Origin of the sequence: Pedobacter panaciterrae, from assembly GCF_013204795.1 — a bacterium.
Classification (GTDB): Bacteria; Bacteroidota; Bacteroidia; order Sphingobacteriales; family Sphingobacteriaceae; genus Pedobacter; species Pedobacter panaciterrae.
On the sequence record NZ_JABMKW010000017.1, the window covers coordinates 925,610 to 952,347 of the forward strand.

At 38.2% G+C, this 26,738-nt stretch carries 24 protein-coding genes; 17 read left to right on the forward strand and 7 right to left on the reverse strand.

Features of this window, described 5'->3' with window-relative positions:
- Positions 1-3 precede the first annotated feature (3 nt).
- Positions 4-789 (forward strand): diaminopimelate epimerase, encoded by a 786-nt coding sequence (dapF, locus tag HQN86_RS15455; RefSeq protein ID WP_172661886.1) that lies wholly within the window; start codon positions 4-6, stop codon positions 787-789.
- A 5-nt stretch (positions 790-794) separates the two neighbouring features.
- Here dapF and HQN86_RS15460 read toward each other — a convergent pair whose 3' ends face one another.
- Positions 795-3,089, reverse strand: a complete 2,295-nt coding sequence (locus tag HQN86_RS15460) for a helix-turn-helix domain-containing protein (RefSeq protein WP_172661811.1) — start codon at positions 3,087-3,089, stop codon at positions 795-797.
- 151 nt (positions 3,090-3,240) lie between these two features.
- On the opposite strand from HQN86_RS15460, the gene HQN86_RS15465 reads away from it, so the two are divergent.
- Positions 3,241-6,048: an outer membrane beta-barrel family protein gene (locus tag HQN86_RS15465; protein ID WP_172661812.1), complete on the forward strand. Its 2,808-nt coding sequence runs from the start codon at positions 3,241-3,243 to the stop codon at positions 6,046-6,048.
- Between the two features lie 4 nt (positions 6,049-6,052).
- Entirely contained in the window at positions 6,053-6,829 is a 777-nt protein-coding gene (locus HQN86_RS15470; protein ID WP_172661813.1) for a GLPGLI family protein, read from the forward strand.
- On the opposite strand, the gene HQN86_RS15475 is transcribed toward HQN86_RS15470, so the two are convergent.
- From HQN86_RS15475 to HQN86_RS15485, 3 genes are all read right to left on the reverse strand, one after another.
- A complete protein-coding gene (locus HQN86_RS15475; RefSeq protein WP_172661814.1) occupies positions 6,826-7,521 on the reverse strand; it encodes a response regulator transcription factor in 696 nt (231 codons plus the stop codon). The genes HQN86_RS15470 and HQN86_RS15475 overlap by 4 nt on opposite strands.
- A gap of 10 nt (positions 7,522-7,531) precedes the next feature.
- Positions 7,532-9,373, reverse strand: a complete 1,842-nt coding sequence (locus HQN86_RS15480; RefSeq protein ID WP_172661815.1) for a sensor histidine kinase — start codon at positions 9,371-9,373, stop codon at positions 7,532-7,534.
- A gap of 363 nt (positions 9,374-9,736) precedes the next feature.
- A complete protein-coding gene (locus HQN86_RS15485) occupies positions 9,737-10,102 on the reverse strand; it encodes a DUF3127 domain-containing protein (RefSeq protein WP_068887713.1) in 366 nt (121 codons plus the stop codon).
- A 72-nt stretch (positions 10,103-10,174) separates the two neighbouring features.
- On the opposite strand from HQN86_RS15485, the gene HQN86_RS15490 reads away from it, so the two are divergent.
- From HQN86_RS15490 to HQN86_RS15510, 5 genes are all read left to right on the forward strand, one after another.
- Entirely contained in the window at positions 10,175-11,362 is a 1,188-nt protein-coding gene (locus HQN86_RS15490; RefSeq protein WP_172661816.1) for a THUMP domain-containing class I SAM-dependent RNA methyltransferase, read from the forward strand.
- A 4-nt stretch (positions 11,363-11,366) separates the two neighbouring features.
- A complete protein-coding gene (locus HQN86_RS15495) occupies positions 11,367-12,014 on the forward strand; it encodes an HD domain-containing protein (protein ID WP_172661817.1) in 648 nt (215 codons plus the stop codon).
- A 62-nt stretch (positions 12,015-12,076) separates the two neighbouring features.
- Positions 12,077-13,105 (forward strand): sensor histidine kinase, encoded by a 1,029-nt coding sequence (locus HQN86_RS15500; RefSeq protein WP_172661818.1) that lies wholly within the window; start codon positions 12,077-12,079, stop codon positions 13,103-13,105.
- 84 nt (positions 13,106-13,189) lie between these two features.
- Positions 13,190-13,831, forward strand: a complete 642-nt coding sequence (locus HQN86_RS15505) for a DUF47 domain-containing protein (RefSeq protein WP_048907832.1) — start codon at positions 13,190-13,192, stop codon at positions 13,829-13,831.
- Between the two features lie 11 nt (positions 13,832-13,842).
- Positions 13,843-14,853: an inorganic phosphate transporter gene (locus HQN86_RS15510; protein WP_172661819.1), complete on the forward strand. Its 1,011-nt coding sequence runs from the start codon at positions 13,843-13,845 to the stop codon at positions 14,851-14,853.
- Here HQN86_RS15510 and HQN86_RS15515 read toward each other — a convergent pair.
- The gene (locus HQN86_RS15515; protein ID WP_216854419.1) at positions 14,850-15,956 is read right to left on the reverse strand and encodes a hypothetical protein; all 1,107 of its coding nucleotides are present in this window, start codon (positions 15,954-15,956) and stop codon (positions 14,850-14,852) included. The genes HQN86_RS15510 and HQN86_RS15515 overlap by 4 nt on opposite strands.
- On the reverse strand, positions 15,949-16,527 hold the full coding sequence (locus HQN86_RS15520) for an RNA polymerase sigma factor (RefSeq protein ID WP_172661887.1): 579 nt from the start codon (positions 16,525-16,527) through the stop codon (positions 15,949-15,951). The genes HQN86_RS15515 and HQN86_RS15520 overlap by 8 nt, the downstream gene beginning before the upstream one ends.
- Positions 16,528-16,625: 98 nt before the next feature.
- Between HQN86_RS15520 and HQN86_RS15525 the strand changes: the two genes are divergently transcribed.
- The 9 genes from HQN86_RS15525 (at position 16,626) to HQN86_RS15565 (ending at position 26,195) form a co-directional block, all read left to right on the forward strand.
- Positions 16,626-18,521, forward strand: a complete 1,896-nt coding sequence (locus HQN86_RS15525) for a YfbK domain-containing protein (RefSeq protein ID WP_172661821.1) — start codon at positions 16,626-16,628, stop codon at positions 18,519-18,521.
- Entirely contained in the window at positions 18,508-19,242 is a 735-nt protein-coding gene (locus HQN86_RS15530; protein WP_172661822.1) for a DUF4197 domain-containing protein, read from the forward strand. The genes HQN86_RS15525 and HQN86_RS15530 overlap by 14 nt, the downstream gene beginning before the upstream one ends.
- Positions 19,243-19,332: 90 nt before the next feature.
- Positions 19,333-20,169: a M23 family metallopeptidase gene (locus tag HQN86_RS15535; protein ID WP_172661823.1), complete on the forward strand. Its 837-nt coding sequence runs from the start codon at positions 19,333-19,335 to the stop codon at positions 20,167-20,169.
- Positions 20,169-20,555 (forward strand): bactofilin family protein, encoded by a 387-nt coding sequence (locus HQN86_RS15540; RefSeq protein ID WP_172661824.1) that lies wholly within the window; start codon positions 20,169-20,171, stop codon positions 20,553-20,555. Before HQN86_RS15535 ends, HQN86_RS15540 begins: the two co-directional genes overlap by 1 nt.
- A 55-nt stretch (positions 20,556-20,610) precedes the next feature.
- Positions 20,611-21,843, forward strand: coding sequence for a DEAD/DEAH box helicase (locus HQN86_RS15545; RefSeq protein ID WP_172661825.1), 1,233 nt, complete (start codon positions 20,611-20,613; stop codon positions 21,841-21,843).
- Between the two features lie 46 nt (positions 21,844-21,889).
- Positions 21,890-23,170 (forward strand): replication-associated recombination protein A, encoded by a 1,281-nt coding sequence (locus tag HQN86_RS15550; RefSeq protein WP_172661826.1) that lies wholly within the window; start codon positions 21,890-21,892, stop codon positions 23,168-23,170.
- A gap of 1 nt (position 23,171) precedes the next feature.
- Entirely contained in the window at positions 23,172-24,644 is a 1,473-nt protein-coding gene (locus HQN86_RS15555) for a DUF5687 family protein (RefSeq protein ID WP_172661827.1), read from the forward strand.
- Between the two features lie 2 nt (positions 24,645-24,646).
- Positions 24,647-25,345 (forward strand): ABC transporter ATP-binding protein, encoded by a 699-nt coding sequence (locus HQN86_RS15560; RefSeq protein ID WP_172661828.1) that lies wholly within the window; start codon positions 24,647-24,649, stop codon positions 25,343-25,345.
- Positions 25,346-25,514: 169 nt separating this feature from the next.
- On the forward strand, positions 25,515-26,195 hold the full coding sequence (locus HQN86_RS15565) for an OmpA family protein (RefSeq protein WP_099440429.1): 681 nt from the start codon (positions 25,515-25,517) through the stop codon (positions 26,193-26,195).
- A 78-nt stretch (positions 26,196-26,273) separates the two neighbouring features.
- On the opposite strand, the gene HQN86_RS15570 is transcribed toward HQN86_RS15565, so the two are convergent.
- A complete protein-coding gene (locus HQN86_RS15570) occupies positions 26,274-26,618 on the reverse strand; it encodes a hypothetical protein (RefSeq protein ID WP_048907844.1) in 345 nt (114 codons plus the stop codon).
- Positions 26,619-26,738: the final 120 nt, after the last annotated feature.

Sequence of the window (26,738 nt, forward strand, 5' to 3'; positions counted from 1 at the left end):
AAGATGAACATTCACTTCTTCAAATACCAGGGAGCTGGCAACGATTTTATTCTGATTGATAATCGCGATCTTTCCTTTAAATATACGGATAATAATGCTGTTTTACAACTCTGTAACAGGCGTTTTGGCATTGGTGCAGACGGTTTAATGCTTTTACAAAACCATGCAGATTACGATTTTGAAATGCTTTATTTTAATTCAGATGGTAACCTGGGCAGTATGTGTGGAAACGGGGGAAGATGTATAGTAGCGTTTGCCAAACACCTGGGTGTAATTGATCAAGAGACTGATTTTTTGGCAGTTGACGGGCCGCATTATGCCAAGATTTCAGAAGAAGGCAATTGGGTAGACCTCCAGATGATCGACATCGACACCATTAATAAAGATGGCGACGCGTATATTCTAAATACAGGATCCCCTCATTATGTAGCAGAAATGCAAAACTTAAAGGATTACGATGTTTATCAAAACGGCAAGGCGATAAGAAACAACGAAACTTATAAAAAAGAAGGAATCAATGTAAACTTCGTAGAAGATAAAGGCGATTACCTGTTTGTCCGCACTTTTGAAAGAGGTGTAGAAGATGAAACCTATGCCTGTGGAACCGGTGTAACTGCTGTTGCGCTATCAATGGCTCAGCACAATCATCAAATTGGACATATAGAAACTCCAATTAAAGTTCTTGGCGGAGATCTGAAAATCCAATTTGATTACGATGGAAAACAGTTTACCAATGTATTCTTGTGTGGTCCGGCCGAACAAGTTTTTGAAGGGGAGATTAGTATTTAACAATACTATCTCTCTGCAAGATGAGCTGCTACACCTATCTTAATTTCCCCGAAAGAATAATCCCGTCCAAGGTAGTCTCTAATGGGATTCATCTGCAGAGTTTTCAACTCTGTTATTGCATCCAGTATTTTATCCAGTTTTTTCGATCCAATAATATCTTTAGCCGAGACCTCTTGCCTGGCAACATAATGTGCAAGGTGCCCTTCAATAGTCCCTATTACCATTTTGCGTTCGGCTGCAATTTCAGCAATCGTTTTTCCCTCCTTTAATAATACAAGCGACAGCTCTTTGGTATCAACTTTAGGTGCCTTTTCTATCTTGGCTTTACCAACACCCGATTTCGGCTTAGAGGTCTTAGATTTCTTTTCTGTAAAATCAAGCTTACCCGGCATAGCAAATACTTTTTCCATCTGAGACGCTCTCTTTGCCTGATCAATGAGCTCACTAACATCCTTCTTGGTAAATTCAACACCATTTATGGTTGCCTTTAATAATGCCGTTGCTTTACTGATTTTCTTTACCTGCTCATAAAACAACCCTTCCATCTCTAATAACTCTGTTAAAAAAGCCACTACTTGCTTATCCTGCTTTACCAATTCCATTCGTTCAAAGATCCTCTTTGAAAATCCGGACAGTAAAGGATTAAAATAATTCTCAGCTGCAACAGTTCTATCGAATAATGCAGACAACCCTTCTTCTGTTTTAACTTGCGACAGTCGTTGTATTTGTCCTAGAAATTTATTTGCATGTGCCTTCAGCTCACTTAGATCCTTTAACAGCTGTGCAGCCCATTTATGGTGTTTTTGCTTTGCAGATTTATTGATATCCTTGGTATAAGAATGCACGTGGTCGTAAACGTAATTATCAAGCGGATTCAGATCAAAACACTGCAATAGATAAGAACGCAAAAACGCGTCACTTTCTTCCTTTATCTGCGCTTCCAGCCGGGCTGGTTCCTGCTTATTTCTCGAAAAGAAAGACACATTCTGATCTTGTCGTATACCCGATCCTGAGATAAGAGAGGTAAGAATCAGACCATCTAATGAACGGAGACGAGAAAGCGCCACATATATCTGTCCGGGCGCAAATGCATTCCCAATATCAATAATCGCCTTTTCAAAAGTTAAACCCTGACTTTTGTGTACTGTAATTGCCCAGGCCAGTTTAAGGGGATATTGTGTAAAAGTACCTGCCAAGTCCTCATGAATTTCGCCTGTAACCTTATCAGTAGTATACTTTATATTCTTCCAGGTATATTTTTCCAGAATGATCTTTTCGTTACTGCCTTCTGCCTGCACTTCAATCAGGTCGGTTTTTAACGCAGTAACGACGGCTATCTTACCATTAAAGAAGCGTTGCTCACCAGTTGGGTCATTTTTAATAAACATTACCTGCGCCCCAACCTTTAACTCTAAAATATGTTCTGCAGGATATGAATACTCACTAAAATCATCTTCAATTTTTGCCACATATAAATACGAAGCAGCCTTTAGCTCTTCAAGACTTTGCTTATTCAGCGTATCGGCCTTATTATTATGTGTAGTTAAGGTAATGTATTTGTCGTTTATCGAGGGCTTAAAATCTGCCTTGTAATACTTTTCAAGCAAAGCTACATCCTGCGCAGTTACCGTATTATTACGTAAATTATTAAGCAGGTTTATAAAAACTTCATCGGCCTGCCTATAAATTTTTTCAAGCTCGATATATATCGGCGGATTGTTTTGCAGAGCAAGTGCATCAAAGAAATAAGCGCTTTTATAAAATTGCCCAAGTAAATTCCACTCAGTCGATTTTACAACCGGGGGTAACTGATGCAGGTCGCCAATAAACAATACCTGAACTCCACCAAAACTTACCGAATTGTTTCTTCTGATATAACGTAAAATCATGTCTATTGCATCCAGCAAATCTGCACGCAACATACTCACCTCATCAATAATCAGCAATTCCATATCAATAATAACCTTACGTTTTGCTGCGGTCATGTTTAAATGCCTTACAATAGATTTCGGTGTATTATATTGCTGATTGTAGTGATCTCCATCCGCATCCGGCTGTTTTGGCAAATAGGTTCCAAAAGGCAGCTGAAACAAAGAATGTATGGTAACGCCTGCTGCATTTATAGCAGCAATACCTGTAGGAGCAGCAATAACAGCTTTCTTGTGCGTAAGCTCAATTAACCTTCTTAGAAATGTTGTTTTACCCGTTCCTGCTTTTCCCGTAAGGAATATATGCTTAGAAGTATAATTCACAAACCTTGCAGCAAGTTCCGCAGGATTAGCACTTTCAGAATTCGACATGCTACAAAGTTAATAAGAACTTACTACTTAAACCTAATCGGTAAAAAATGCGTTACAATCTGCGTTTTAACATTCTTTAACAAACTTTAACAATTCCCTAATTTCATTACTAAACTTTTAGTTATATCTTGTACCCAACAAAACTCCTAATATGAAATTAACCTCTCTAACACTCCTGCTGGTGTTCAGTTCGATGTTATTGTTTGCTCAGAACCAATATTCGATCAAGGGGGCTGTAGTAGATACTGCTGCCACCTATAAGATGGTAAACACAACAATAACGGTATTAAATCAAAAAGATTCCACACTTGTAAAGTACACACGGGCCACCCCCGAAGGCACATTTGCTTTAAACAACCTAAAAGCTGGAAAATTCATCCTCATGGTAACCTACCCTGGTTATGCCGATTATATTGAAGATTTCGCTCTGGACTCTGCCAAATCAACTAAAGACTTTGGCAACATTAGCGTAATCCTTAAAGCTACCCTACTTGAAGGGGTAATTATACAAGGAAAAGCCGCAGCAATTAAAATTAAGGGAGACACAACCGAGTTTAATGCCGCCAGCTTTACCATACAACCCAACGATAAAGTAGAGGACCTGCTTAAACAACTTCCCGGCATACAGGTCGATAAGGACGGAAAAATTACTGCGCAGGGTCAAACCGTACCAAAGGTATTGGTAGATGGCGAGGAATTTTTTGGTGATGACCCAACTCTGGTAACCAAAAACCTTCGTGCCGATATGGTTGATAAAGTACAGCTCTATGACAAGAAAAGCGACCAGGCAACATTTACAGGAATTGACGATGGAGAAAAGACAAAAACCATTAATATAAAATTGAAGGAGGACAAGAAAAACGGTTACTTCGGAAAAGTTGAAGGCGGCTTAGGCACAGATAAATTCTATAAAAGCCAGGCCATGTTTAACGCGTTTAAGGGGAAACAAAAGTTCTCTGCTTATGGCATATCAGGAAATACCGGCCAAACCGGATTAGGCTGGGGAGATAGAGATAAATACGGAGGCTCATCCAATAATATGGAGTTTAGCGATGATGGTGGAATATATTTCTATGGGAACAACGACGATTTTGACTCTTTCGACGGACAATACAATGGGCAAGGTATTCCATCAGCTCATAGCGGTGGGCTGCATTATGAAAACAAATGGGATAGTGATAAACATGCCATCAACTCAAACTACAAAATAGGCTCAATTGGTGTTGAGGGAACAAGGGATAACCTCACTCAAAACAACCTGTCTAACGGCGTTACAAACAGCAGTTCGCATCAAAAGTTTGACAACCTGATGTTCAGGCAAAAAGCAGACTTTACGTATACCATAAAGCTAGACACAACATCAACATTAAAAATAATGGTTGATGGAACATTAAAAAACAGTAAAACAAGAGATAATTTTATCTCATCAACCTTAAGGGGAGACAATTCGTTACAAAACTCGACCGACAGAGAGCTAAGTAATGATGGCGACCAGAAACTATTCAACGCAAGCGCCTTATGGACTAAAAAGTTAAAAAAGAAAGGAAGAACCCTCTCAATAAATGTTAAACAAGCAGTAAATGAAAACCAAACTGAAGGATACCTTAATTCAACAAGCGAATTCTTTAATGAACTTGGCGATAAAACCCAAACAGAATCAGTAAACCAATTCAAAACCAACAACACACACAACCAAACATTTAACTCTAACATTACTTACACCGAGCCATTATCCAAAACAATAACACTTGCATTAAGCTATGGCCTGGGTGTTAACAACAGCAATTCCGATCGTAAATCATTTAACCAAACCGCATCAGGAGCGTATGACGAATTGGATAGAGAGTTCAGTAATAACTTTGACCTGGATCAGCTTTCGAACCAGGGAGGAATAACATTCAATTACAAGAAAAATAAATCGACAATAAATATTGGCACCAAGGTAAGTGATGTAAAGTTTCAACAATTCGATGCATATACCGATAAAACCTTTAAAAGAAACTTTACAAACTGGAACCCTCAATTTACTTATCAATACAGGTTCTCTCAACAAAAATCTCTGTATTTCGGGTACTATGGCAATACCAACCAGCCTAGCATTGATCAGATTCAGCCAATTAGGGTAAATACAGATCCATTAAATGAAACCATTGGTAATCCCGATCTAAAACCGTCTTTCAGAAGCGGCCTTAACTTGTATTACAACTCTTACAAAATACTGAGCGACCAATATGTATACTTTAGCAGTAGCTACTCTTTTACCACTAATCCGATAGTAAACCACACTACAACAGATCGTCTTGGGAAAAACTTTTATCAGTCTATTAATCTAAGCGACAAAAGTCCGTACAACTATTATTTCAATTTCGGAACAAGCAGAAAGATCAAATCTATAGATATGAGTGTGGGCCTAAACCTTAGTTCAAACGGAAATGTAAATTACACAAGAGTAACAGACACGGTAAGAACAGAGCTAAACACTACCAAATCGTATGGTTATTCAGGAAGCTTGAACATATCCAAATACAAAGAGAAAAAGTTTGATTTCCGGATTTCCGGAGGACCAAGCTACAACGTTATCAGCTCTTCTTCAAGAAACAGCACCAACAACAAGGGCTGGGGATTTCAGGGAAATGCAAACTTTAACATATACCTACCCGGCAAAATACAAATTGGCTCTGATGGTAATTACCAATTCACCGGAAAGACACAAACCTTTAACGAGGATCTGGAACGCTTTATATGGAATGCAAGCATCACCAAAAAGTTCTTTAAACAAGAAAACCTAAGGGTTTCACTATCCGGAAACGATTTACTTAACCAAAACGTAGGCTTCAGCAGATATGCCAGCGGCAACATGGTTAATCAAAACAGCTATACAACTATACAAAGATATTTTATGTGCACAATTAGCTGGGATTTCAGCAAAATGGGCGGATCAGCACCTACTAAAAAATAAGAATATGAAACACAAACTAATTATACTCAGCTTCTGCTTCTTATTAAATGTAAGCAGCCTGTTTGCACAAAATGTAAGGTTTGCTACAGATGGCGTAATAGAATTCGAAAAGAGCTCTAACATGTTCGCTATAATGAAAAGACAAATGGAAAAAAGCTCCAGCGGATTTATGCAACAAGCGTACGAAGCATACAAAAGAAACCAGCCACAATTCAAGGTATTAAAAAGCACATTAGCCTTTTCTAAAGATAAAACCCTTTATACACCCATAGCCGATGAAAATAATTCAAGAAATTATTTCTTTAGCGATCCATCAACGGGGCAAAGCAATACCATATATACAGATCTTGCCTCAGGGTTGTTTACCACGCAGAAAGTAGTATACGAAGAAACGTTTTTAGTAAAAGATACCACAAGAAAAATAAATTGGAAAATTACCAGCGAACTAAGAACTATAGCAGGCTACGAATGTCGCAGAGCAAATGCCGTTATTTTAGATTCTATTTATGTAGTAGCCTTTTATACCGATAAGATTCCTGTATCCGGGGGGCCAGAATCATTTACCGGCCTGCCGGGAATGATCCTTGGTGTTGCACTTCCTCATGAAAACATAACATGGTTTGCAAAAACAGTAACAGACAAGCCTGTTACCCCAAATGAACTAAAGGTACCTACCAAGGGTAAACCAGTAAACAATAAAACCTTAAGAGAAACTATAAATTCGGCTTTAAAGGATTGGGGAGACTATGCCCAATCAGCCTTAAAGGCTTTCCTGCTTTAATTTACAAGCAGCTTATACCCCTTGCCATGAACATTAAGAATCTCTACCTTAGGGTCTTCCCTAAGGTATTTTCTTAGTTTACTTAAAAACACATCCATACTACGACCGTTAAAGTAGTTGTCGTCATGCCAGATACTCAACAGCGCTTCCTCTCTGGTAAGAACAGCATTCTTCTTTAAGCATAACAGCTGAAGCAATTCGGCCTCCTTTGTCGACAGCTTTTGCTGTTGTCCTTTATAATCTATAAGTTGGGTTGTATAGTCAAAGCTATAGTCGCCAATTTGAAACAGTGTCTGAGCTGCTCCTGATTCTGGTGTTTCCTTTACCGCTACCCGCTTTAACAGCGCATTTATTCTTAAAAGCAACTCTTCAATTCTAAATGGCTTTGTGATGTAATCATCTCCACCCAGGTCATATGCCGATGCTTTATCTTCCATCATGGCCTTGGCTGTTGCAAAAATAATAGGCACATCCTGATTGATCTTTCTAATCTCTTTACCTAACGTAAATCCATCCTTTTTAGGCATCATTACATCAAGTATGCACAGATCAAAATCCTGCTTTGTAAAAGCCCTTAACCCTTCGTCACCATCAACACACAGTACAACATCAAATTTGCCTTTAAGCTGTAGGTAATCCTGTAAGAGAAGCCCTAAATTCGGATCATCTTCTACCAATAAAATTCTTTTCATGTGTGTGTCGTTAATTATGGTTTAATGGTAAGCTTATTTCAAACACAGTTCCTTTATCCTTTTCACTATGCACCTTTATTGTTCCACCCATCTGATTAATGATGTCCTGCACATAGTTCAGTCCTAAACCAAAGCCTTTTACGTCATGTAAGTTACCTGTTGGCACCCTATAAAACTGGTCAAAAATACGCTTGGTCTGATCTTTAGTCATCCCTATTCCTTCGTCCGCAACTTCAATAATCAGGTGCTTACCTGTATTTCTTGTACTTATATTTATTTTAGGGATCTCTCCGCTATACTTATTTGCATTATCGACCAGGTTGTAAATTACATTAGAGAGATGTAGTTCATCACCATAAATGATAGATTTTCCAGCATTCAGGTTTAGGTTAATTGCAGCATTTCTTTTTTGTAACTGAAGCTCCATACTATCTACAACTGCAGCAACAACATCATTAACATCAACTTCACTCTGCTCCAGCTTTAACTCCTTTTTCTCTAATCTTGCAATACTTAAAACCCGCTCTATATGATTCCCCAGACGAACATTCTCGTCATATATAATACCGGCTAATCTACTGATGCGGTTTTTATCTTCAACAATCTCCGGATCTTTGAGTGCCTCGCTGGCAATCATAATTGTAGCCACCGGAGTCTTAAATTCATGAGTCATGTTATTAATGAAATCCGTTTTCATTTCCGAGATCTTTTTTTGTTTCATTATTGCATAAATGGTATAGGCAAAAATAAAGATCAGCACAAATAACAAGGCCGCAGACGAGGCCATAGTAGCCCACATATTGCTAAGGATTAAAGAATTTTTGTCGGGAAAACTGATGTAAAGCATTCCCGGATCTCTAATGATATAACTATAAAGAGTAGCCTTGAATGTATTTTTAGGCAACACATTATCAATATTGGTCGAAGCTTTTACATATACTAGCGAGTCCTTTTCTGCAAGGCTAACCCAGAAATCATAGTTCAGTGTTATATTTCTATTTAAAAGTTCCTTTTGAATTAATGTATCCAGGCTTTCCTTTGATATCATCTTGCTGAGCGGGACATTCGCTTCTCTCATCTCCTGCGCTACATCTTTAACCTGAGTTAGAATATCAGAATCACTTTTTAAGGGAATTGTATCAGACATCAGCCTATTCAATCCATCATCATACCTTCTTTTGGCAAGGTTATTTTCAAATTGAAATTTACGTGATAGCTCATTGCTTACTGTGGGTACACTAATGAGCACGCTTTTTCCTGTTGCCGGGTTAACGGCATGGTATCTGATTGTATCGGGCAACTGATTAGAAGCAATGATGAATGATTTTGTTTCCTGCGGCACAAAGGTTGATCTGAATTGCCCGTTGATCAGGTTCCCGTAGGCATCTAAACCTACATTCACATCAACGTGCACTGGCGACTGCAGTGGGTTATTCAAATCAGATGCCGCAAGGTATTCGGCTTCGGTAATCAGTATTGGGTTGGCATAAGACTTTTTAATCTCTAAATCATTCTGATTTAAATCGGCAACAATTAATTTACGCTGCTCAAGTAATCGTTTTTGTTCCTGATCTTTAAAGCGTTCCTTATATTCTACCAGCTGTTGTGCCTGATTGCGAACTTCTGCTTCGCGATCACGTTCCAACTGCTGGTCTCTTTTAGTAATGTAAAGTGCTGCATTACGTTTTTGCACTTTATTAACTACGCTATTAAGTGCCTGATTTACATCCTGTTCAAAAAGCTGTGATTTAAGACTATATGCCTCCCTTATATAATACAATTGCATTACAAACACCCCAAGCAAAGCTATGGTCATAAGGCCGGTGATTAACCAAAGGCTTCTTTTTTTCATATCGGATATTCAAAATTAACGAAGCATTAACACAAAAGCTTTAATTTAACAAATTTTAACAGTCAAATCAGGCAATATCTGCCTTCATGTCTATGAACCTTTCAAAGTTTACTCACCATGATTCGCTATTTGATATGTTTAAACAGGCACTTCGGCTTGGACAGAATCAAGGCAGAATAAGGACTGGAAGCACATTTCTTCGGAAAACAGGTACCTTTTCCCGAAGAAGTCTCGAACCAGCCTTAACGCAGGCCTAAGTTTGATCCTACCAATGTGGCTAGGAGCCGCGGTCTGTGCAAAAAAAAAGTGCCGCCCTGAATCAGGACGGCACGGTGGTCAATTTGTTTATTTAAAAAAGATCTTTTAAAAAGGAAGATCATCTTCCTCGCCCGGTGCGCTGTTTAAATCAGCTGGCGGAGCATATTCTGGAGTAGATGCCGCTGCACTGTTTGTTAATGCATTAATACGCCATACTACTAAACTGTTAAAATAAGATGTTTTTCCGGTTTTATCAGTCCACGGACGACCACGTAAATTAAATGCTACTTCTACATCATCGCCTGGTTTTAAGCTATCAAACAAAGCTGTTTTATCTTGTAAAGCCTCAAACCTGATGTATTCAGGATAAGTAGGGTTTTCTGCATATTCTATGATAAGGTCGCGTTTCTTAAAAGTCTCACTCACCTGCTGTAATGCACCAATTTCATGCACTTTTCCTTTTAATTCCATAACAAATACTATTTTATTCTACTACGAAGTTCAAATCTCTATATTTTTATTGATAACTTCGTACAATTAATTATGCAAGTTTTCCACACAAAAAGTAAGGTTATCATAACCTGCAACAAGCGTCTGTCGCCGTATTTACTAGAAGAAGTTAAAGCCCTTGGCTATGACATAGTAAGAGATTTCTCTACAGGCTTAGAATTAGACATCACTTTGTCTGAATGTATTCGATTAAATTTGAATTTAAGGTGCGCCAGCCAGATTTTATACTGCTTAAAGAGTTTTAAAGCAGCAAATCCGGAAGAGCTTTACCGCGAAATGGTGGAGATGCCATGGGAAGAGTTAATTGATTTTTCAGGTTATTTTTCTGTTACCTCAAATGTTGATAACCCAACTATTACCACTCCTCTTTTTGCCAACTTAAAGGTAAAAGATGCAATAGTTGACCGCATTAAAGACAAGAAAGGTATCCGTCCGAATTCAGGTTCTGATGCCAATAAAGCTGTAATTCATCTATACTGGAAAGATAATGATGCCGACGTATTTATTGATACTTCGGGCGAAACACTTGCTAAACACGGATACCGTAAAATTCCGGGAAAAGCCCCAATGCTGGAAGCACTTGCTGCAGCAACAGTATTAAGCACTAAATGGGATCAGAAGTCTCCTTTTGTAAACCCAATGTGTGGTTCCGGAACATTGGCTATAGAAGCCGCTCTTATTGCAACCAATCGCAGACCAGGTTTATTTAGAATGAACTATGGCTTTATGCACATTATTGGCTACGATGAACAAGTATTTTTTGCTGAAAGAAGAATCCTGAAAGATCAGGTGGTAAAAAATGCTGATCTTCAGATCATCGCTACCGATATTTCTGAAGACGCTGTAGATGTAAGTCGTAGAAATGCTAAAACAGCAGGTGTGGATACATTGATCACCTTCGAGGTATGTGATTTTGCTGAAACACAAGTTCCCGAAGGAGGCAAGGGTGTAGTAGTATTTAATCCGGAATATGGCGAGCGCCTAGGTGTACATTCTAAACTGGAATCAACCTACAAACGTATGGGTGATTTTATGAAGCAGGAATGCAAAGGATATTTTGGATATATCTTTACAGGAAATCCTGATCTTGCCAAAAAAATCGGATTAAAAGCCACACGTAAAATAGAATTCTACAATGGAAAACTAGACTGTCGTATGCTCGAATACGAGTTGTACGATGGCACAAGAAGACCTGAAGGCGAAAGGCTCATTAAGGAATAGGCCAATGGATCCAATAATCAAAAAAACTATTCAATTTGTTAAGGAAACGCTTGCAGATGCAGAAGCAGGCCACGATTGGTTCCATATAGAACGTGTCTACAAAACAGCTTTAACCATTAATGCGCAAGAAAAAGGCGACGAATTAATTGTTGCACTGGCAGCCTTGTTGCACGATATTGCAGATCCTAAATTTAATGACGGCGATGAGGAAATCGGCCCACGTATAGCAGGTGAATTCCTTGAAAGTATTAACGTTGATCCATCAATCATTGAACATGTAAAACAGATCATCATCAACCTAAGCTACAAAGCCAGCTTAGGCATTGTGACATTTCATTCAAAGGAACTTGACATTGTGCAGGATGCAGACAGATTGGATGCTATTGGCGCCATCGGAATTGCCCGTGCATTTACTTACGGAGGTTATAAAAACCGGGTGCTTTACGATCCGGAGATTAAGCCCAACCTGAGTATGAGTAAGGAAGAATATAAAAATAGTACCGGCCCTACCATTAACCATTTCTACGAAAAACTCTTTTTACTTAAAGATTTAATGAAAACTCCGGCAGGAAAAAACATAGCTCAAAAACGTCATAATTTTATGCAAGAATATCTTGATCAGTTTTATGACGAGTGGGCAGGAATGAAATAAAATAATTGTAAATTGCCTGCACCCTGTAAGCGCTCTATCTTACAGTTAATTTGAGTAAAAGAATGAAATTAAGTGTATTAGTTTTAATTGCAGCATTAGCAGTTGGTATTTCGATAGGTCTTGTAAATTTCTACTTTCAGCATAGCTGGTATTTTATGCTGATGTCATTTGGCGTGTCGTTTTTAACATGCTTTATTGTTTTCTACTACCTGCTCGAAAAATACATTTACTCTAAAATAGTTCTTATATATAAGCTTATCCACAATTTAAAATTGGGAAAGGACCTTAAAGATGCGCTTGGCGAATATGTGAGCTCTGATCCAATTAATGACGTTGAACAAGAAGTAAAAGAATGGGCAGGGGCAAAAAAACGTGAAATTGATGTTTTAAAGAAACAGGAACAATTCAGAAGGGAATTCCTGTCTAACGTTTCGCATGAGTTTAAAACGCCTCTTTTTGCCATACAGGGCTACATAGACACCTTACAGGATTGCCTTGTGGATGATCCGGAAATGGCTGCTAAATTTTTAACAAAGGCAGGTAAGAATGTTGAAAGGTTAAGCTATTTAATAAATGACCTTGACTCTATCTCCAAATTAGAAACAGGTGAGATTCCAATTAACTATGAGAAATTTGACTTTGTGCTGCTTGCAAAAGAGGTAATGGAAGGTCTGGAAGACAAGGCAAAACTCAGAGAGATTACACTGTCATTTAAAGAAAAATATACACACCCTGCTTTTGTAAACGCAGATAGAGAAAAGATCAGACAGGTAATGATTAACCTGATCCAGAATTCACTAAAATACGGCAGAGAACATGGTGGTTCAACTGCCATAAAGATCTTTGAACTTCACGATCAGTATCTGATCGAGGTAACTGATGATGGCATAGGCATCGACGAAAAACACCTGCCTCGCCTATTTGAGCGCTTTTATAGAATTGACTCGCACAGATCAAGAGAAGAAGGTGGTACCGGACTTGGGTTGGCTATTGTAAAACACATACTTGAAGCCCATCAGCAAATCATATCTGTAAGGAGTACTTTACAGATCGGAACAACATTTGCCTTTACACTTGAAAAGGTTGGCTAATCATAATCCGCTTAGTTAAAAAAACTTAACACTTAACATTAACTTAACATTGTACTCATACTTTTGTATCATATTTTATAAAAGATGAATAGTATTTTTAAGTTCTTCACCCCTAAAGACAAAAAGTTCCAACCGCTATTTGAACAGGCTGGAAGTAACGTATTGAAAATTTCTGAAGCTCTATTGCTTGCATTAAGTGCAACTGATACAGAAAAAAGAAAAGAATACATTAAGGAAGTTGAACGTTTAGAGCACGTAGGTGATGACATTACCCATTCGATTTTCCTTGAACTTAGCAAGAACTTCATCACTCCTTTTGACAGGGAGGATATCCATGCGCTCGCCAGTGCAGTTGATGATATTGCAGATTACATCCATGCTTCGGCTAGTAACATTGAATTATACAATGTTAAAAATGTAGGTGATGCAATGATCAAACTTGCTGAATTATTGGTAGAGATGTGTACCGATTTGGATAAAGCAATTAAAGAATTAAGAAGTTTTAAAAATATTCGTGTTATCGCTGATGCCTGTGTAAGGATTAACAGCGGCGAAAATCAGGCTGACTACGTTTGTAATTTGGCAATAGCCCGTTTGTTTGAATTTGAAACCAACGCAATTGAATTGATCAAACAAAAAGAGGTTCTTCAAACTCTTGAAATGGCTACTGATAAATGTGAAGATGCGGCTAATGTGCTGGAATCTATTTTGGTAAAGAACGCTTAAACCTTCAAAAAATGGTAACTACCTTATTGGTTGTTGTAATCGTCCTCGCAATAGGATTCGATTATATAAATGGCTTTCACGATGCGGCAAATTCAATTGCTACTATCGTTTCTACAAAAGTGCTTTCTCCTTTTCAGGCAGTGCTATGGGCAGCAGTATTTAACTTTGCTGCTTATTTTTACTTTACAGACCATAAAGTGGCTAATACTATAGCCAAAACTGTAGTAGAGAATTTTATAACGCTTGAAGTTATCCTGGCTGGTCTTATCGCCGCCATTACCTGGAATCTTTTTACATGGTGGTTTGGTATCCCTTCAAGCTCCTCGCACACCCTGATTGGTGGTTTTGCTGGTGCTGGTATGGCTAAAGCGGCTACGGTAGGCGCAAGCGTAATGTCGGCAATTAACCTTGCCCCCATTTTAAAAGTGGTTGCGTTTATTGTTCTGGCACCCGTAATTGGTATGGTGATCTCGGTTATTATATCCATTATCATTTTACATATATCTAAAAATGCCCGGCCTTCTGTAGCTGAGAAATGGTTTAAAAGATTACAGCTGATCTCTTCTGCTGCATTAAGCTTTACACATGGTGGTAACGATGCTCAAAAAGTAATGGGCATCATCTATGTTTCTATGGTTGCGGCAAATGTACTACACACCGGAGATGCAATGCCTGAATGGATTCCTATTTCATGTTATGCTGCAATTGCATTAGGTACCATGAGCGGTGGCTGGAAAATTGTAAAAACTATGGGCTCTAAAATTACTAAAGTAAATGCTTTTGAGGGTGTAGCTGCAGAATCTGCAGGTGCAGTAACCTTAGGTATTACGGAACACTTTGGTATCCCGGTTTCTACAACCCACACTATTACAGGTTCAATTGTAGGTGTTGGTTTGTTAAAAAGAGTATCGGCAGTACGCTGGGGAGTTACCGTTAGCTTACTTTGGGCATGGGTATTAACCATTCCGGTTTCTGCAACGCTAGCAGCAATTGTTTACGGAATTATACATTTGTTTTTTTAGAACTCAATTGTAAGAAATACGATTGGATGTGCAGTGTCCTGCACATCCCAATCTGGCCCTGTCTGTATAAGGCGAATCACTTCCTCATCGAATCTTTCTGAAAAGCCGCGTATCACGGCAACATTTATAGGTCTGAGATCTTTGATTTCAAATCTGAATTCAACAGACTGCCCTTTCTTCGCATCTGTTATATAGCTATTTTTTTCAGTAAGGTAACCGTTGAACTTTGGCCACCCAATTACAGGATGGGTAGTTTCAGACTTTGAATCTTTAGCTACACTCTGCAGTAACTGGTTTTGACGGGCAACTGGAATATCATTAATATCTTTGCTATTGATTGTGAACCTCACGGCATAGGTATCATCAAATTCTTTTTGAGGGGTTGCAAGCCCTCTAATTCTTACGGTACCTTTTACTCCAGGTGCACCTAAGGCTTGCTTAGCAGTTTTTTTCCCATAAGCAGCAACAACAACTTCATTTAATGCAGCACTTGAATCATCTGATACCCTTGCTGCTGATGCTGGAGCTGCTGCTAAAGTTGCCTCAGCAATCGGCGTTGGTTCAGTACTGTTTGCAATGGATTTTGATTTAGGCTTTGAATTGGCAGCATAACTGTTAGTTTTGGCTGCTTTTATTGCTTTATCAATTTCAGAAGAAGCTTTATCTGTACTTTCTGTTTTAAGTGTGGCTACGGCATCTGCATTTTCGATCACACTATCGCTGCTCGGCTTTGGAGCTATGTTTACATCAATCTTTTTAGGTCTTTTGGATGCCATCTCCTGATAATTCACCTGTTTCATCCAGAAAATAATTCCAACAGATATAAATATCACAGCAGCAGCCGCGGCAATACTTAGGCGTTGCCAAGTTATTACTGTTGCTTTTTTAGCAGAATGATGCTCTGCAACACGTTCATGCAATTGCTTTTGAAGCAAAGAAAGGGATTCAAGAGATCGCTTAGGCGACATGCTTAAGCCAGCCAGCGCTTCGGCTACGAAAGGATCCTCGAGCGCTTCACGCTCTACCCTGTTCATAGTCTTTGCATCAAGCTTACCATCAAGATAATCTTCTAAAACTGCTATATCTAACCAATCGTTATTCACCACTATTCTTTTCTATACAAATTTTTAAGTTCCTTTTACCGTTCTGGATATAGCTCTTAACTTTTAGCATATCGTAGCCGGTAATATCCGCTACTTCTTTATAACATTTCTCTTGCAGATAGAACAAGTCTACACTTACGCGCTGTTCTTCGGGAAGTGTTTCCATACACTTTTCCATAACGGTAAGTTTAGTCTCTTTTGTATCATCAATATCAAGATGCACAAAATCTGTGTTTTCCACAAAAGTATCTTCTAATGAAACGGTTGTATTTTTTGAATTCTTACGAAGGGCCATTAAGCAATGGTTACGAGATAATACATGCAACCAGCTTTTAAAGTTCTGTACTTCGTGAATTTTGAGCTTAACCACAAGTTCTTCGAAAATCTGCATTACTGCATCTTTACTTTGCTCCTCGTCTTTTAAATAGTTTAAACACACACCAAATACAAGGTGCATATACTTGTTATAAAGTATACCCAATGGTTCCAGATCACCGCTTTGCCTATAGCGCGTAATTAAAGCAGTGTCGTCCTGCTCCTGGATTTTGGCGTTATTCTTTATGAACTTCAAAGGGTCTTTCAGGTATAATTTTCTCAAGTATAAAAATATTTTTCGACACTGGTGTGGAATTTCTGCAAAGCTTACATCATTTAGAAAAACAGACGATTATGAAAAAGCTATTGTTACCAATATTTATTGTTTTACTGTTTACCGCATTCAAAGCTCCCAGAAATTCGGTTAGGACCATTAGGGGTATAGTAACTGACAGAAATGACAAAACACCTCTCGCGGGCGTTGATGTGTTTTCACATGACAAAAGGATTAGTGCATCAACTAATAAAAATGGGTTTTATACCATTTCAGTTCCGGAAAACGAACAAACTTTAACATTTGAATACATTGGCTATAAACCTTTGACGTTAAAAATTAACGGTACTGTTTTAAATGTTAAATTGGAAAAAGAGAGCATTTCTCTGAAAGAAGAAGTTATAGTTGGTTATGGCCAAAAGGCAATGGCAGCTCCGGGATTAAGAGGAGCGGTTCATATAAGAGGCATCAGCCAATCGACCGTTGTAATGAACTCGCTTCCAGTTACTGAATCATCAGAATCTTATGCTTCTATTAACGAAAATCGATTCAGGGATGCCATAAAAAACCCGCTTTCAACATTTTCTATTGATGTAGACGCCGCATCTTACACTAATATACGCAGGTTCATTAACAACGGAGCCCTGCCTCCTGCTGATGCTGTGAGAATAGAAGAAATGGTGAATTACTTTGATTATGACTATCCGCAGCCTAAAGGTAAAGATCCGATTAATATTGTAACCGAGATAGCTGATGCTCCCTGGAACACAATGCATAAACTGGTAAAGATAGGCTTACAGGGTCGTAAAATTTCTACTGAGAAGTTACCTGCCTCAAATTTGGTATTCCTCATCGACGTGTCTGGATCAATGGCTCAGGTAAATAAACTTCCCTTACTCGTGTCGTCATTTAAGTTATTAGCTGAGCAGCTCAGGTCTTCAGATAAGGTTGCTATTGTAGTTTATGCTGGTAACGCGGGTTTGGTGTTGCCATCTACCCCGGGTAATCAAAAGATCAAAATCAAGGATGCATTGGATAAATTAAGTGCAGGGGGATCTACAGCAGGCGGACAAGGTATTGAGCTGGCTTACAAAGTGGCTTCAGAAAATTTCATAAAAGGCGGAAATAACAGGGTGATTTTAGCTACCGATGGCGATTTTAATGTTGGCGCCTCAAGCGATGATGATATGGAAAAGCTCATTGAGAAAAAACGCAAAAGCGGAATCTTTTTAACTACACTGGGTTACGGAATGGGAAATTATAAGGATAGTAAAATGGAGGTCCTTGCAAACAAAGGAAATGGAAACTATGCCTACATAGACAATATCACCGAAGCAAGGAAAGTTTTAGTAAATGAATTTGGTGGAACATTGTTTACTATTGCTAAAGATGTAAAACTGCAAATAGAATTTAATCCGTCCAAAGTACAATCCTATAGATTAATTGGCTACGAAAACCGCATGCTGAAAGCCAAAGACTTTAATGATGATCAGAAGGATGCTGGAGAATTGGGCTCGGGCCATACGGTAACAGCATTATATGAAGTTATACCCGTTGGGATAAAAAGTACTTTTTCGGGCAGTATCGATGACTTGAAATACCAAAGTAATAACAAGCCTGTTGTTTTGGGAAATAGTAAAGAACTGTTAACAGTTAAGCTTCGCTATAAACAACCGGACGGGAATGTAAGCAAGTTGATTGAGCAACCGGTAATTGACAATAGAATTGCTTTCGACAAAACCACTAACAACTTTAGATTTAGCGCTGCGGTTGCTGAATTTGGGATGTTGTTAAGGCAATCCGATTTCCGCCAGAACTCAAGCTTTGACCAGGTAATTCGTAATGCACAAAAAGCGATGGGAAATGATAATGAAGGCTATCGGTCTGAATTCATCAAATTAGCTAAATCAGCCAAATTATTGGCTAAAGATTTGCTAAGTTTGGAGGATAAGACAGCATTAAATGAAAAAAACTAAAATTTATCTGCTCGCATTAGTAGCCGCAACATTAAGCAGTTGTGACGTACAGAGCCAGGCTCAAATTGGAAAGATATTAAATCAGGTTCAAACAGGTGGCACCCCAACAACAAGTGAAATGGGCTTAGGGATTAAACAAGCTTTGGAGTTGGGCACATCGCATGGAGCAGATCTGCTCTCGGCAAAGGATGGTTTTTTAGGCAATATGGCCGTTAAGATCCTCTTTCCTCCTGAGGCACAAAAGGTAGAGAAAACGCTTCGCAGTGTTGGGTTAGGTTCTCTTGCAGATAATGTAATTACCAGTTTAAACCGTGCAGCAGAGGACGCAGCCAAAGAAGCTAAACCAATATTTGTATCTGCAATAAAACAAATGACTATTGCTGATGCCACCAACATACTTTTTGGAAGCAAAGATGCTGCAACTAATTATTTTAAAAGAGTAACAACAGCTCAACTGATGGAAAAATTTAAGCCTGTTATTACAACAAGTTTGAATAAGGTTGGCGCTACAAAATATTGGGGCGATGCCGCCAATCAGTATAATAAGATTCCGTTGGTAAAACCAGTATCTACAGACCTTTCAGACTATGTAGCACAAAAAGCTATCGACGGAATGTTTATACAGGTAGCCCAGGAAGAACTGAAAATCAGAGACAATATAGGTGCCAGATCTACACCTTTGTTACAGAAAGTATTTGGCTACGCTGATAAGAAAAAGTAGCACTAATATCTTTGCCAAATTGTACGGATGCTTTTATATAAACCTGAAAATGATATATTTGCATCCGTACAAATTTTAAATTCTTAAACTATGGCAAGGAAGAAGGATAGAACAACCATCATCTTTGTAAACAACAATCAGAACTCAAATAAGCCAATACAGGTTCCAAGCAGTTATATATTACATTGGAAAAAATATGTATTTGGATTACTAGGTACTTTTGTTTTTTTACTTGGAATGATAATCTATCTGTCATACAATATGACATTAGTTGAATCATCAAAAGAACTCTTGAGCAAGCAATTGCGGGAGAATAAAAAAGAAGCTACAGTTCTCGATACTTCTGCCCTAAAAAAACACTACGAGTCCATCGACAAGAAGTTGCTTACAATAAATAAATTTCTAAAAGCAAGAGGTATAAAAACCATTGTTAAAAATGAAGGAGGCGAGGGGAATTCTGATATCCTTTCGGTTGAAGAAATAGGTGAGTTCTACGAAGGATACCTTAATAAGATGATTGACTATGTGGCTTTTACACCAATGGGCTATCCCCATTTCGGAGCCATCACTTCTGGCTATGGCCATCGTGAAAATCCTTTTATCGGAGAAAATGTAGAGACGCATAAAGGGCTAGATTTCGGGGGGAAACGTGGTGAAATAGTTAAAAGCACTGCAAGCGGACGGGTAACCTATGCTGGTAGAAGAGGTGGATATGGCAATTGCATTGTGATTAATCACGGCAATGGATTTGAAACCTACTATGGTCATTTGTCAAGGATATTAATCACTGAAGGAACACAAGTAAAAGCAGGCGATAACATAGGAAAAATCGGTTCTACAGGCAGATCTACGGGTCCGCATTTACATTACGAAATCCATAAAAATGGTAAAATAATCAATCCCAGATCTTTTTTAACAATAGAATAATGTTTAAGAAAACCAAACAGTCTCAGATACCAGACATCAATCAACAGGAAATTTCGACATTAATAGGCGACGGTTTTGTTGTTACCGGAGAGCTTACAGGAGCATCGGTTATAAGAATTGACGGTAAAGTAACAGGAAACGTAAAGACTGGAAATGGCATTATTTTGGGCGAAAAGGGCATTATTGTAGGTGATATTGAAACTACGTCAGCCATTATTTACGGAACGGTAAACGGAAAAGTAAAGGTTAGCCAACTTGAAATAAAAAAAACGGGGAGAGTAAACGGTGATATTAAAACTGAAACGCTGGAGATAGAATTCGGTGCGCAATACAATGGAAATCTGGAGATGAAAAAGCTAATTCAGGTTGAAGAGAAAACCGTTTGATGTGTGGCAGAAAAAGGTTACTTTTATACGGATAATGCAAACAACATAAAGTATATTGGATTTTAAAGATTTTAATTTTAACCCTGATTTGTTTGAAGGGTTATCGGCAATGGGTTTTCGTGATGCCACACCTATTCAGCAACAGGCAATTCCTTTAATTTTAAGCAAAAAAGATTTAATTGCCTGTGCACAAACAGGAACCGGAAAAACCGGAGCCTACCTTCTGCCAATCATGAATATGATTGCCGGAACAGAAGAACGTCATAACAACACTTTGATCCTTGCTCCTACACGTGAGCTTGCTCAACAAATAGATTTACAGGTTGAAGCGCTTTCTTACTTCACAAACATCAGCTCTTTAACTGTATATGGTGGTGGTGATGGGATTGCCTATGAACAGCAAAAGAGATCGATGCGTGAAGGGGTGGATATTATTATTGCAACTCCTGGTCGTCTGATTTCTCATCTTTCATCTGGCGTTTTAAAGCTGGATCAATTGCAGCATTTGGTATTGGATGAAGCGGACAGGATGCTTGATATGGGCTTTTATGATGACATTATGCGCATTGTAAGCTATCTTCCTGAAAATAGACAAACTGTAATGTTTTCTGCAACTATGCCTCCAAAGATCAGGAAGCTGGCAGGAACACTGCTAAAACACCCTGAACAAATTAACATAGCCCTATCTAAGCCGGCGGAAGGGATATCGCAACAGGTTTATCTGATACATGATGAACAAAAAGTGCCATTGCTTTCTTCTATTCTAAAAACAGATGAGTATAAGAGCATTATTGTTTTTGCATCGACAAAAGAAAAGGTAAAAAACCTGGGTAAAGTTTTTAGAAACCTGGGACTTAAAGCTGAAGCTTTTCATTCGGATCTTGGCCAGAAGGAAAGAGAAAGCATATTATTAAAATTCAAAAACAGACAATTGCCTATAATAATTGGTACAGATGTTCTAAGTCGTGGTATTGATGTAGAAGGAATTGATCTGGTAATTAATTTTGATGTACCTCATGATGCAGAGGACTATGTACACCGTATTGGAAGAACTGCCAGGGCTGCAACTAAAGGTACTGCAATTACTCTGGTTAATAACAGGGACAAGCGTAAACTGGCAAGCATTGAAAAATTGATTGAAAAACAAATAGAAAGAATGTCTTTACCGGAACATCTTGGTGAAGCCCCTCTGGAAAGTGCAGCTGATTCTTCGGAAAGACCTGTTCGCCACGACAAACCAAAACGTAAATTCTGGAAGAAAAAGCCCGCTAAAAACACGGGATCATAGTATAAAACTATGATATTTTAAACTGGGGTTTTGTATCTTTACTTTTATGCAAAACCTCCCTCCTTTAGCTGAACGCATGCGTCCGCAAAATCTGGACGAATATGTCGGCCAGAAACATTTAGTGGGGCCTGATGCTGTACTAAGAAAGGCCATACAAAGCGGACAATTACCCTCAATGATTTTTTGGGGCCCTCCCGGTGTTGGTAAAACTACCCTTGCATATATCATTTCTCAAACACTTGATCGTCCATTCTTTAATCTAAGTGCTATAAACTCAGGAGTAAAAGATATAAGAGATGTGATAGACAGAGCCGCTCAACTTAAAAACAGTTTAATGGGATTGCCCATTTTGTTTATTGATGAGATCCATCGCTTTAGCAAATCACAGCAAGACAGTTTATTGGGTGCTGTTGAACGGGGCCTGGTAACGCTAATAGGAGCCACAACAGAAAACCCTTCTTTTGAGGTAATCTCAGCTTTGCTTTCCAGATGCCAGGTCTATATTTTAAAAGCACTGGATGAGGACGAGCTCTCTGGTTTATTACAGACCGCCATTAAAAAGGATGTTGTTTTAAAAGAAAAGAAGATCACCATTAAAGAGCATGAAGCATTGATCAGGTTATCTGGCGGAGATGCCAGAAAGTTATTAAATGTTTTGGAGATTGCAGTTAATGGAATTGGTGGCAATAAATTAACGTTGAATAATGAAAACGTTCTGGCTCATGCTCAGCAGAATCTTGCCTTGTATGATAAGGCTGGTGAACAACACTACGACATTATATCGGCTTTCATTAAATCTATAAGAGGAAGCGATCCAAATGCGGCTGTTTACTGGTTGGCTAGAATGATTGAAGGTGGCGAAGATCCTTTGTTTATTGCCAGAAGGCTACTAATCCTTTCATCGGAAGACATAGGCAATGCCAATCCAAACGCATTGCTACTTGCAAACAATTGCTTTCAGGCAGTAAATGTGATAGGGTATCCAGAAGCCAGGATTATCCTCTCTCAAGCAGTTACCTATCTGGCATCTTCGGTAAAAAGCAATGCTTCTTACGAAGCGATAAATAAAGCTCAGGCTTTGGTGAAACAAACAGGTAACTTACCAGTCCCACTACATATCAGGAATGCACCAACCAAGCTCATGAAAAATATTGGATACGGTAAAGATTATGAATATTCGCACGCTTATGAGGGAAATTTCTCCGCTCAGGAATACCTTCCGGAAGAAATTAGCGGAACCAAATTATACGACCCCGGTAAAAATCCGGCTGAGGAAAAATTAAGAGAAAAACTAAAACAGAACTGGAAAAACAAATACAATTATTAATATGCTCATCACTTTTCTACATCATCAATGGAAAGCCTTTTGGCGCTCTAAGAATAAAGGGGGATCCATTGCTGCACAAATTTTTATTGGCTTTATCCTTCTGTATTTGCTTGCAGTAGCAGTTATTGCCGGACTTAGCCTCGAGATTCTGATTGAAAAATCCTTCCCTGGAAAAGATATATTCGGTGTATTTAATGGCTTTATTTTATATTATTTTGCCATCGAAATGATGATGAGGCTTCAGTTACAGGATTTACCCACCCTGAGTATTATACCTTATTTACATCTAAAAATCTCAAAACAAACTATAGTTAACTTCTTAAATGCAAGAGCATTATTTTCTGCTTTTAATATTTTGCCGTTATTCTTATTCGTTCCCTTTTGTGTAACCGCAATAGCCGATGTGCATGGTTCACTTGTAGCAATAATGTATATTGTTTCTATTATTTCCCTTACACTTTTTAATAATTACGCAGCGCTTTACATAAAGAGAATGAGTATATCCAATTTAAAGGTTATACCTATAATGCTTGCTTCAATTTTGACACTGGGGCTATTAGAGTATTTTAAAGTTTTTTCTATTTCGGCAATATCGAACCGCATATTTAATGTGATTTCTTTACATCCTTTAGTTGCGCTAGGGTTTAGTGGGATTGCCCTGGTGATATTTCTTGTGAACTCCAGATATCTTCGTAATAACTTATATACAGAGGAGTTAAGTAAAAATGAAGAGAAAAAAACGAGTACGGATTACCCTATCCTTGGTCGTTTTGGAGAAATAGGCACTTTAGTTGCCCTAGAGCTAAAATTAATTCTTAGACATAAAAGGACACGATCTAGCCTCATTATGTGTGTGATCTTTGTTTTTTATGGCTTCCTTTTTTACAAGAAAGATTTTTTACAGAAGGACAATTTTGCCGCCATGCTATTTGCTGCTGTTTTTATGACTGGCAGTGTAATTAGTATTTACGGTCAATTTATGTTTGGCTGGCAGGCCGCTCATTTTGACGGGCTATTGGTTAACAAAATTGACTTTAGAAAATTCATTAAAGCTAAGTTTTTACTATTCACTGTAATGTCCAGTTTTACCACATTGATCATAAGTCTTTACGGGTTTATCAGCTGGAAGATTTTGGCTGTTCAGTTTGCTGCTTATCTATACAATATTGGCATAGGAACTATAATAGTCCTCTATTTTGCAACTCGCAACTATAGGGCAATAGACCTGACCAAAGCTGCAACATTTAACTTTCAGGGGGTGGGCGCAAGTCAGTGGGTTTTAGGATTACCTTATTTCTTGCTACCTTATGTAATATTCTTGCCTTTCTTCTTTGTTGATCACCCTTATTGGGGCCTTGCTGCATTGGGAACATTGGGTGTCCTTGCTCTTTTAACCCGGGAATTCTGGGTAACCTTTTTAGTGAATCAATTTAATAAAAGAAAATATAACATTGCCGAAGGCTTTAGAGAATAACCATGATGCTAGAAATTTCAAATCTAAAAAAGATATACGGGAATAAAACCGTCGTAAATATTGAAGAATTACAGATCAATGCCGGAGAAACCATCGGCCTGGTAGGAAATAACGGAGCAGGAAAAACAACGCTATTTCGAATGCTGCTTGATCTGATTCGCCCAAATGCAGGTCAGATCCTGTCCAAAGGAGAGAATGTTGCAAAACACGATAAATGGAAAGACTACACAGCATCTTATCTTGATGAGGGTTTTCTGATAGATTATTTAACTGCCGAAGAGTATTTTACTTTTATTGGAGGTCTGCATAACTTTAGCCCTGCCCATGTAATGGATTATCTAAATCAATACATTGAGTTCTTTAATGATGAAATCCTTAATAAAGGCAAATACATTCGCGATTTTTCAAAAGGCAATCAAAATAAGATCGGCATTGCCGCTGCGCTTATGCAAAACCCTGAACTGTTAATATTGGATGAGCCTTTTGCTAATCTTGACCCCACTACTCAAATTCGGCTAAAATCATTAATTAAGAATTTGAAGCAGGAGCATAAAATGACAACGCTAATATCCAGTCACGACTTAAATCACGTTACAGATGTTTGTGACAGGATTATTCTTTTAGAAAAAGGCCTGGTAATTAAAGATTTTCTTACAGATGAAAACACCTTGAAAGAATTAGAAGAATATTTTTCAGAATAATAGGTGGTTGTACTGAATTTTGGTCGCTTTCATACAATTTAAAATACGCCATTGTCCTTTTGTAACATTTATGTTTGCAAAAATTGACGGTGCAGGACAATAAAAATAAGAAACAATAAAACTGGCATTAGGTTTGAGTTAGGCTCAAAGTAAAACAAACAATTATATTATGATTACTTCAAAATTTAAAATAGCAACATTTAGTATCGCTCTTTCTCTTGGTGCAATGGCATTTCAAGGTTGCGATAGTTTAACAAAAACACAAAAAGGAGCTGGTATTGGAGCTGCAGCGGGTGGTGTGATTGGTGCTATTATCGGTAAAAAAGCGGGTAATACAGCTGTAGGTGCTATTATTGGTGCTGCAGTTGGTGGTACTGCCGGTGGATTTATTGGTAAAAGGATGGATAAACAAGCTGCTGAAATACAGAATGCTATCCCAAATGCTGAAGTTATCCGTGAGGGTGAAGGTATTATCGTTAAGTTTGATAGTGGTATTCTTTTTGGTTTTGACAAATCAGATTTAACTGCTCAGGCTAAAACAAATATTAAATCATTAGCTGGGTCAATAAATCAATATCCTGGAACTGACATTAAAGTTATTGGTCATACTGACAACAAGGGTACTGAAACCTATAACATGGCATTATCTGAAAGAAGAGCAGCAGCTGTTAAAGCGTATGCAGTTTCTCAAGGTGTTCCATCATCACGCTTAATCACTTTAGGTAAAGGTTTTTCTGAACCAATTGCTGACAATGCGACTGAAGAAGGAAGAGCGGCTAACCGTAGAGTTGAGGTTGTTATCGTTGCTAACGATCAATTGAAAAAAGAAGCTCAACAACAAGGCAAATAAGAACATTTACATCTACCTATAAAATAAAAACCCGTCGTACTCTGTACTTCGGGTTTTTTACTTTTTATGATATTCTTCCTATTGGTAGATATCTTCAAAATAATGTATAGCAAGGGATTTAAGAAGTAATTCCTGCTCCATCATTGCAAACGAAGGAACCGGCTTTACAAGTTTCCAATGAGGCCATCCGTCCTGGTCCAATCCTTCTAACTCGTAGAATCCCATTTCACTTAATAAACGACAGGTCGCAATATGCATTAGCTCCTCTTTTTGACGTTTACTATATTTTCCTGGACCTTTTCCTAGCTCTTGAACACCAATCAAAAACAGTATAACTTTTAGATCAGGTACATCAGAATCAAATTCCTGTGCTATCTTTTGTTGCAAAATTTTCCATTTTGCATGTATTTCTGCAGGTTTCATATTACAAAGATACAATTAGACATGAAGCTTTATTACAATAATATTAAGCGTTTAGTAAAGTGATTTCTTATTTTTAGCACAATGTTACGGAGGTTATGATAGCTTCGAAGAATTAAAAGG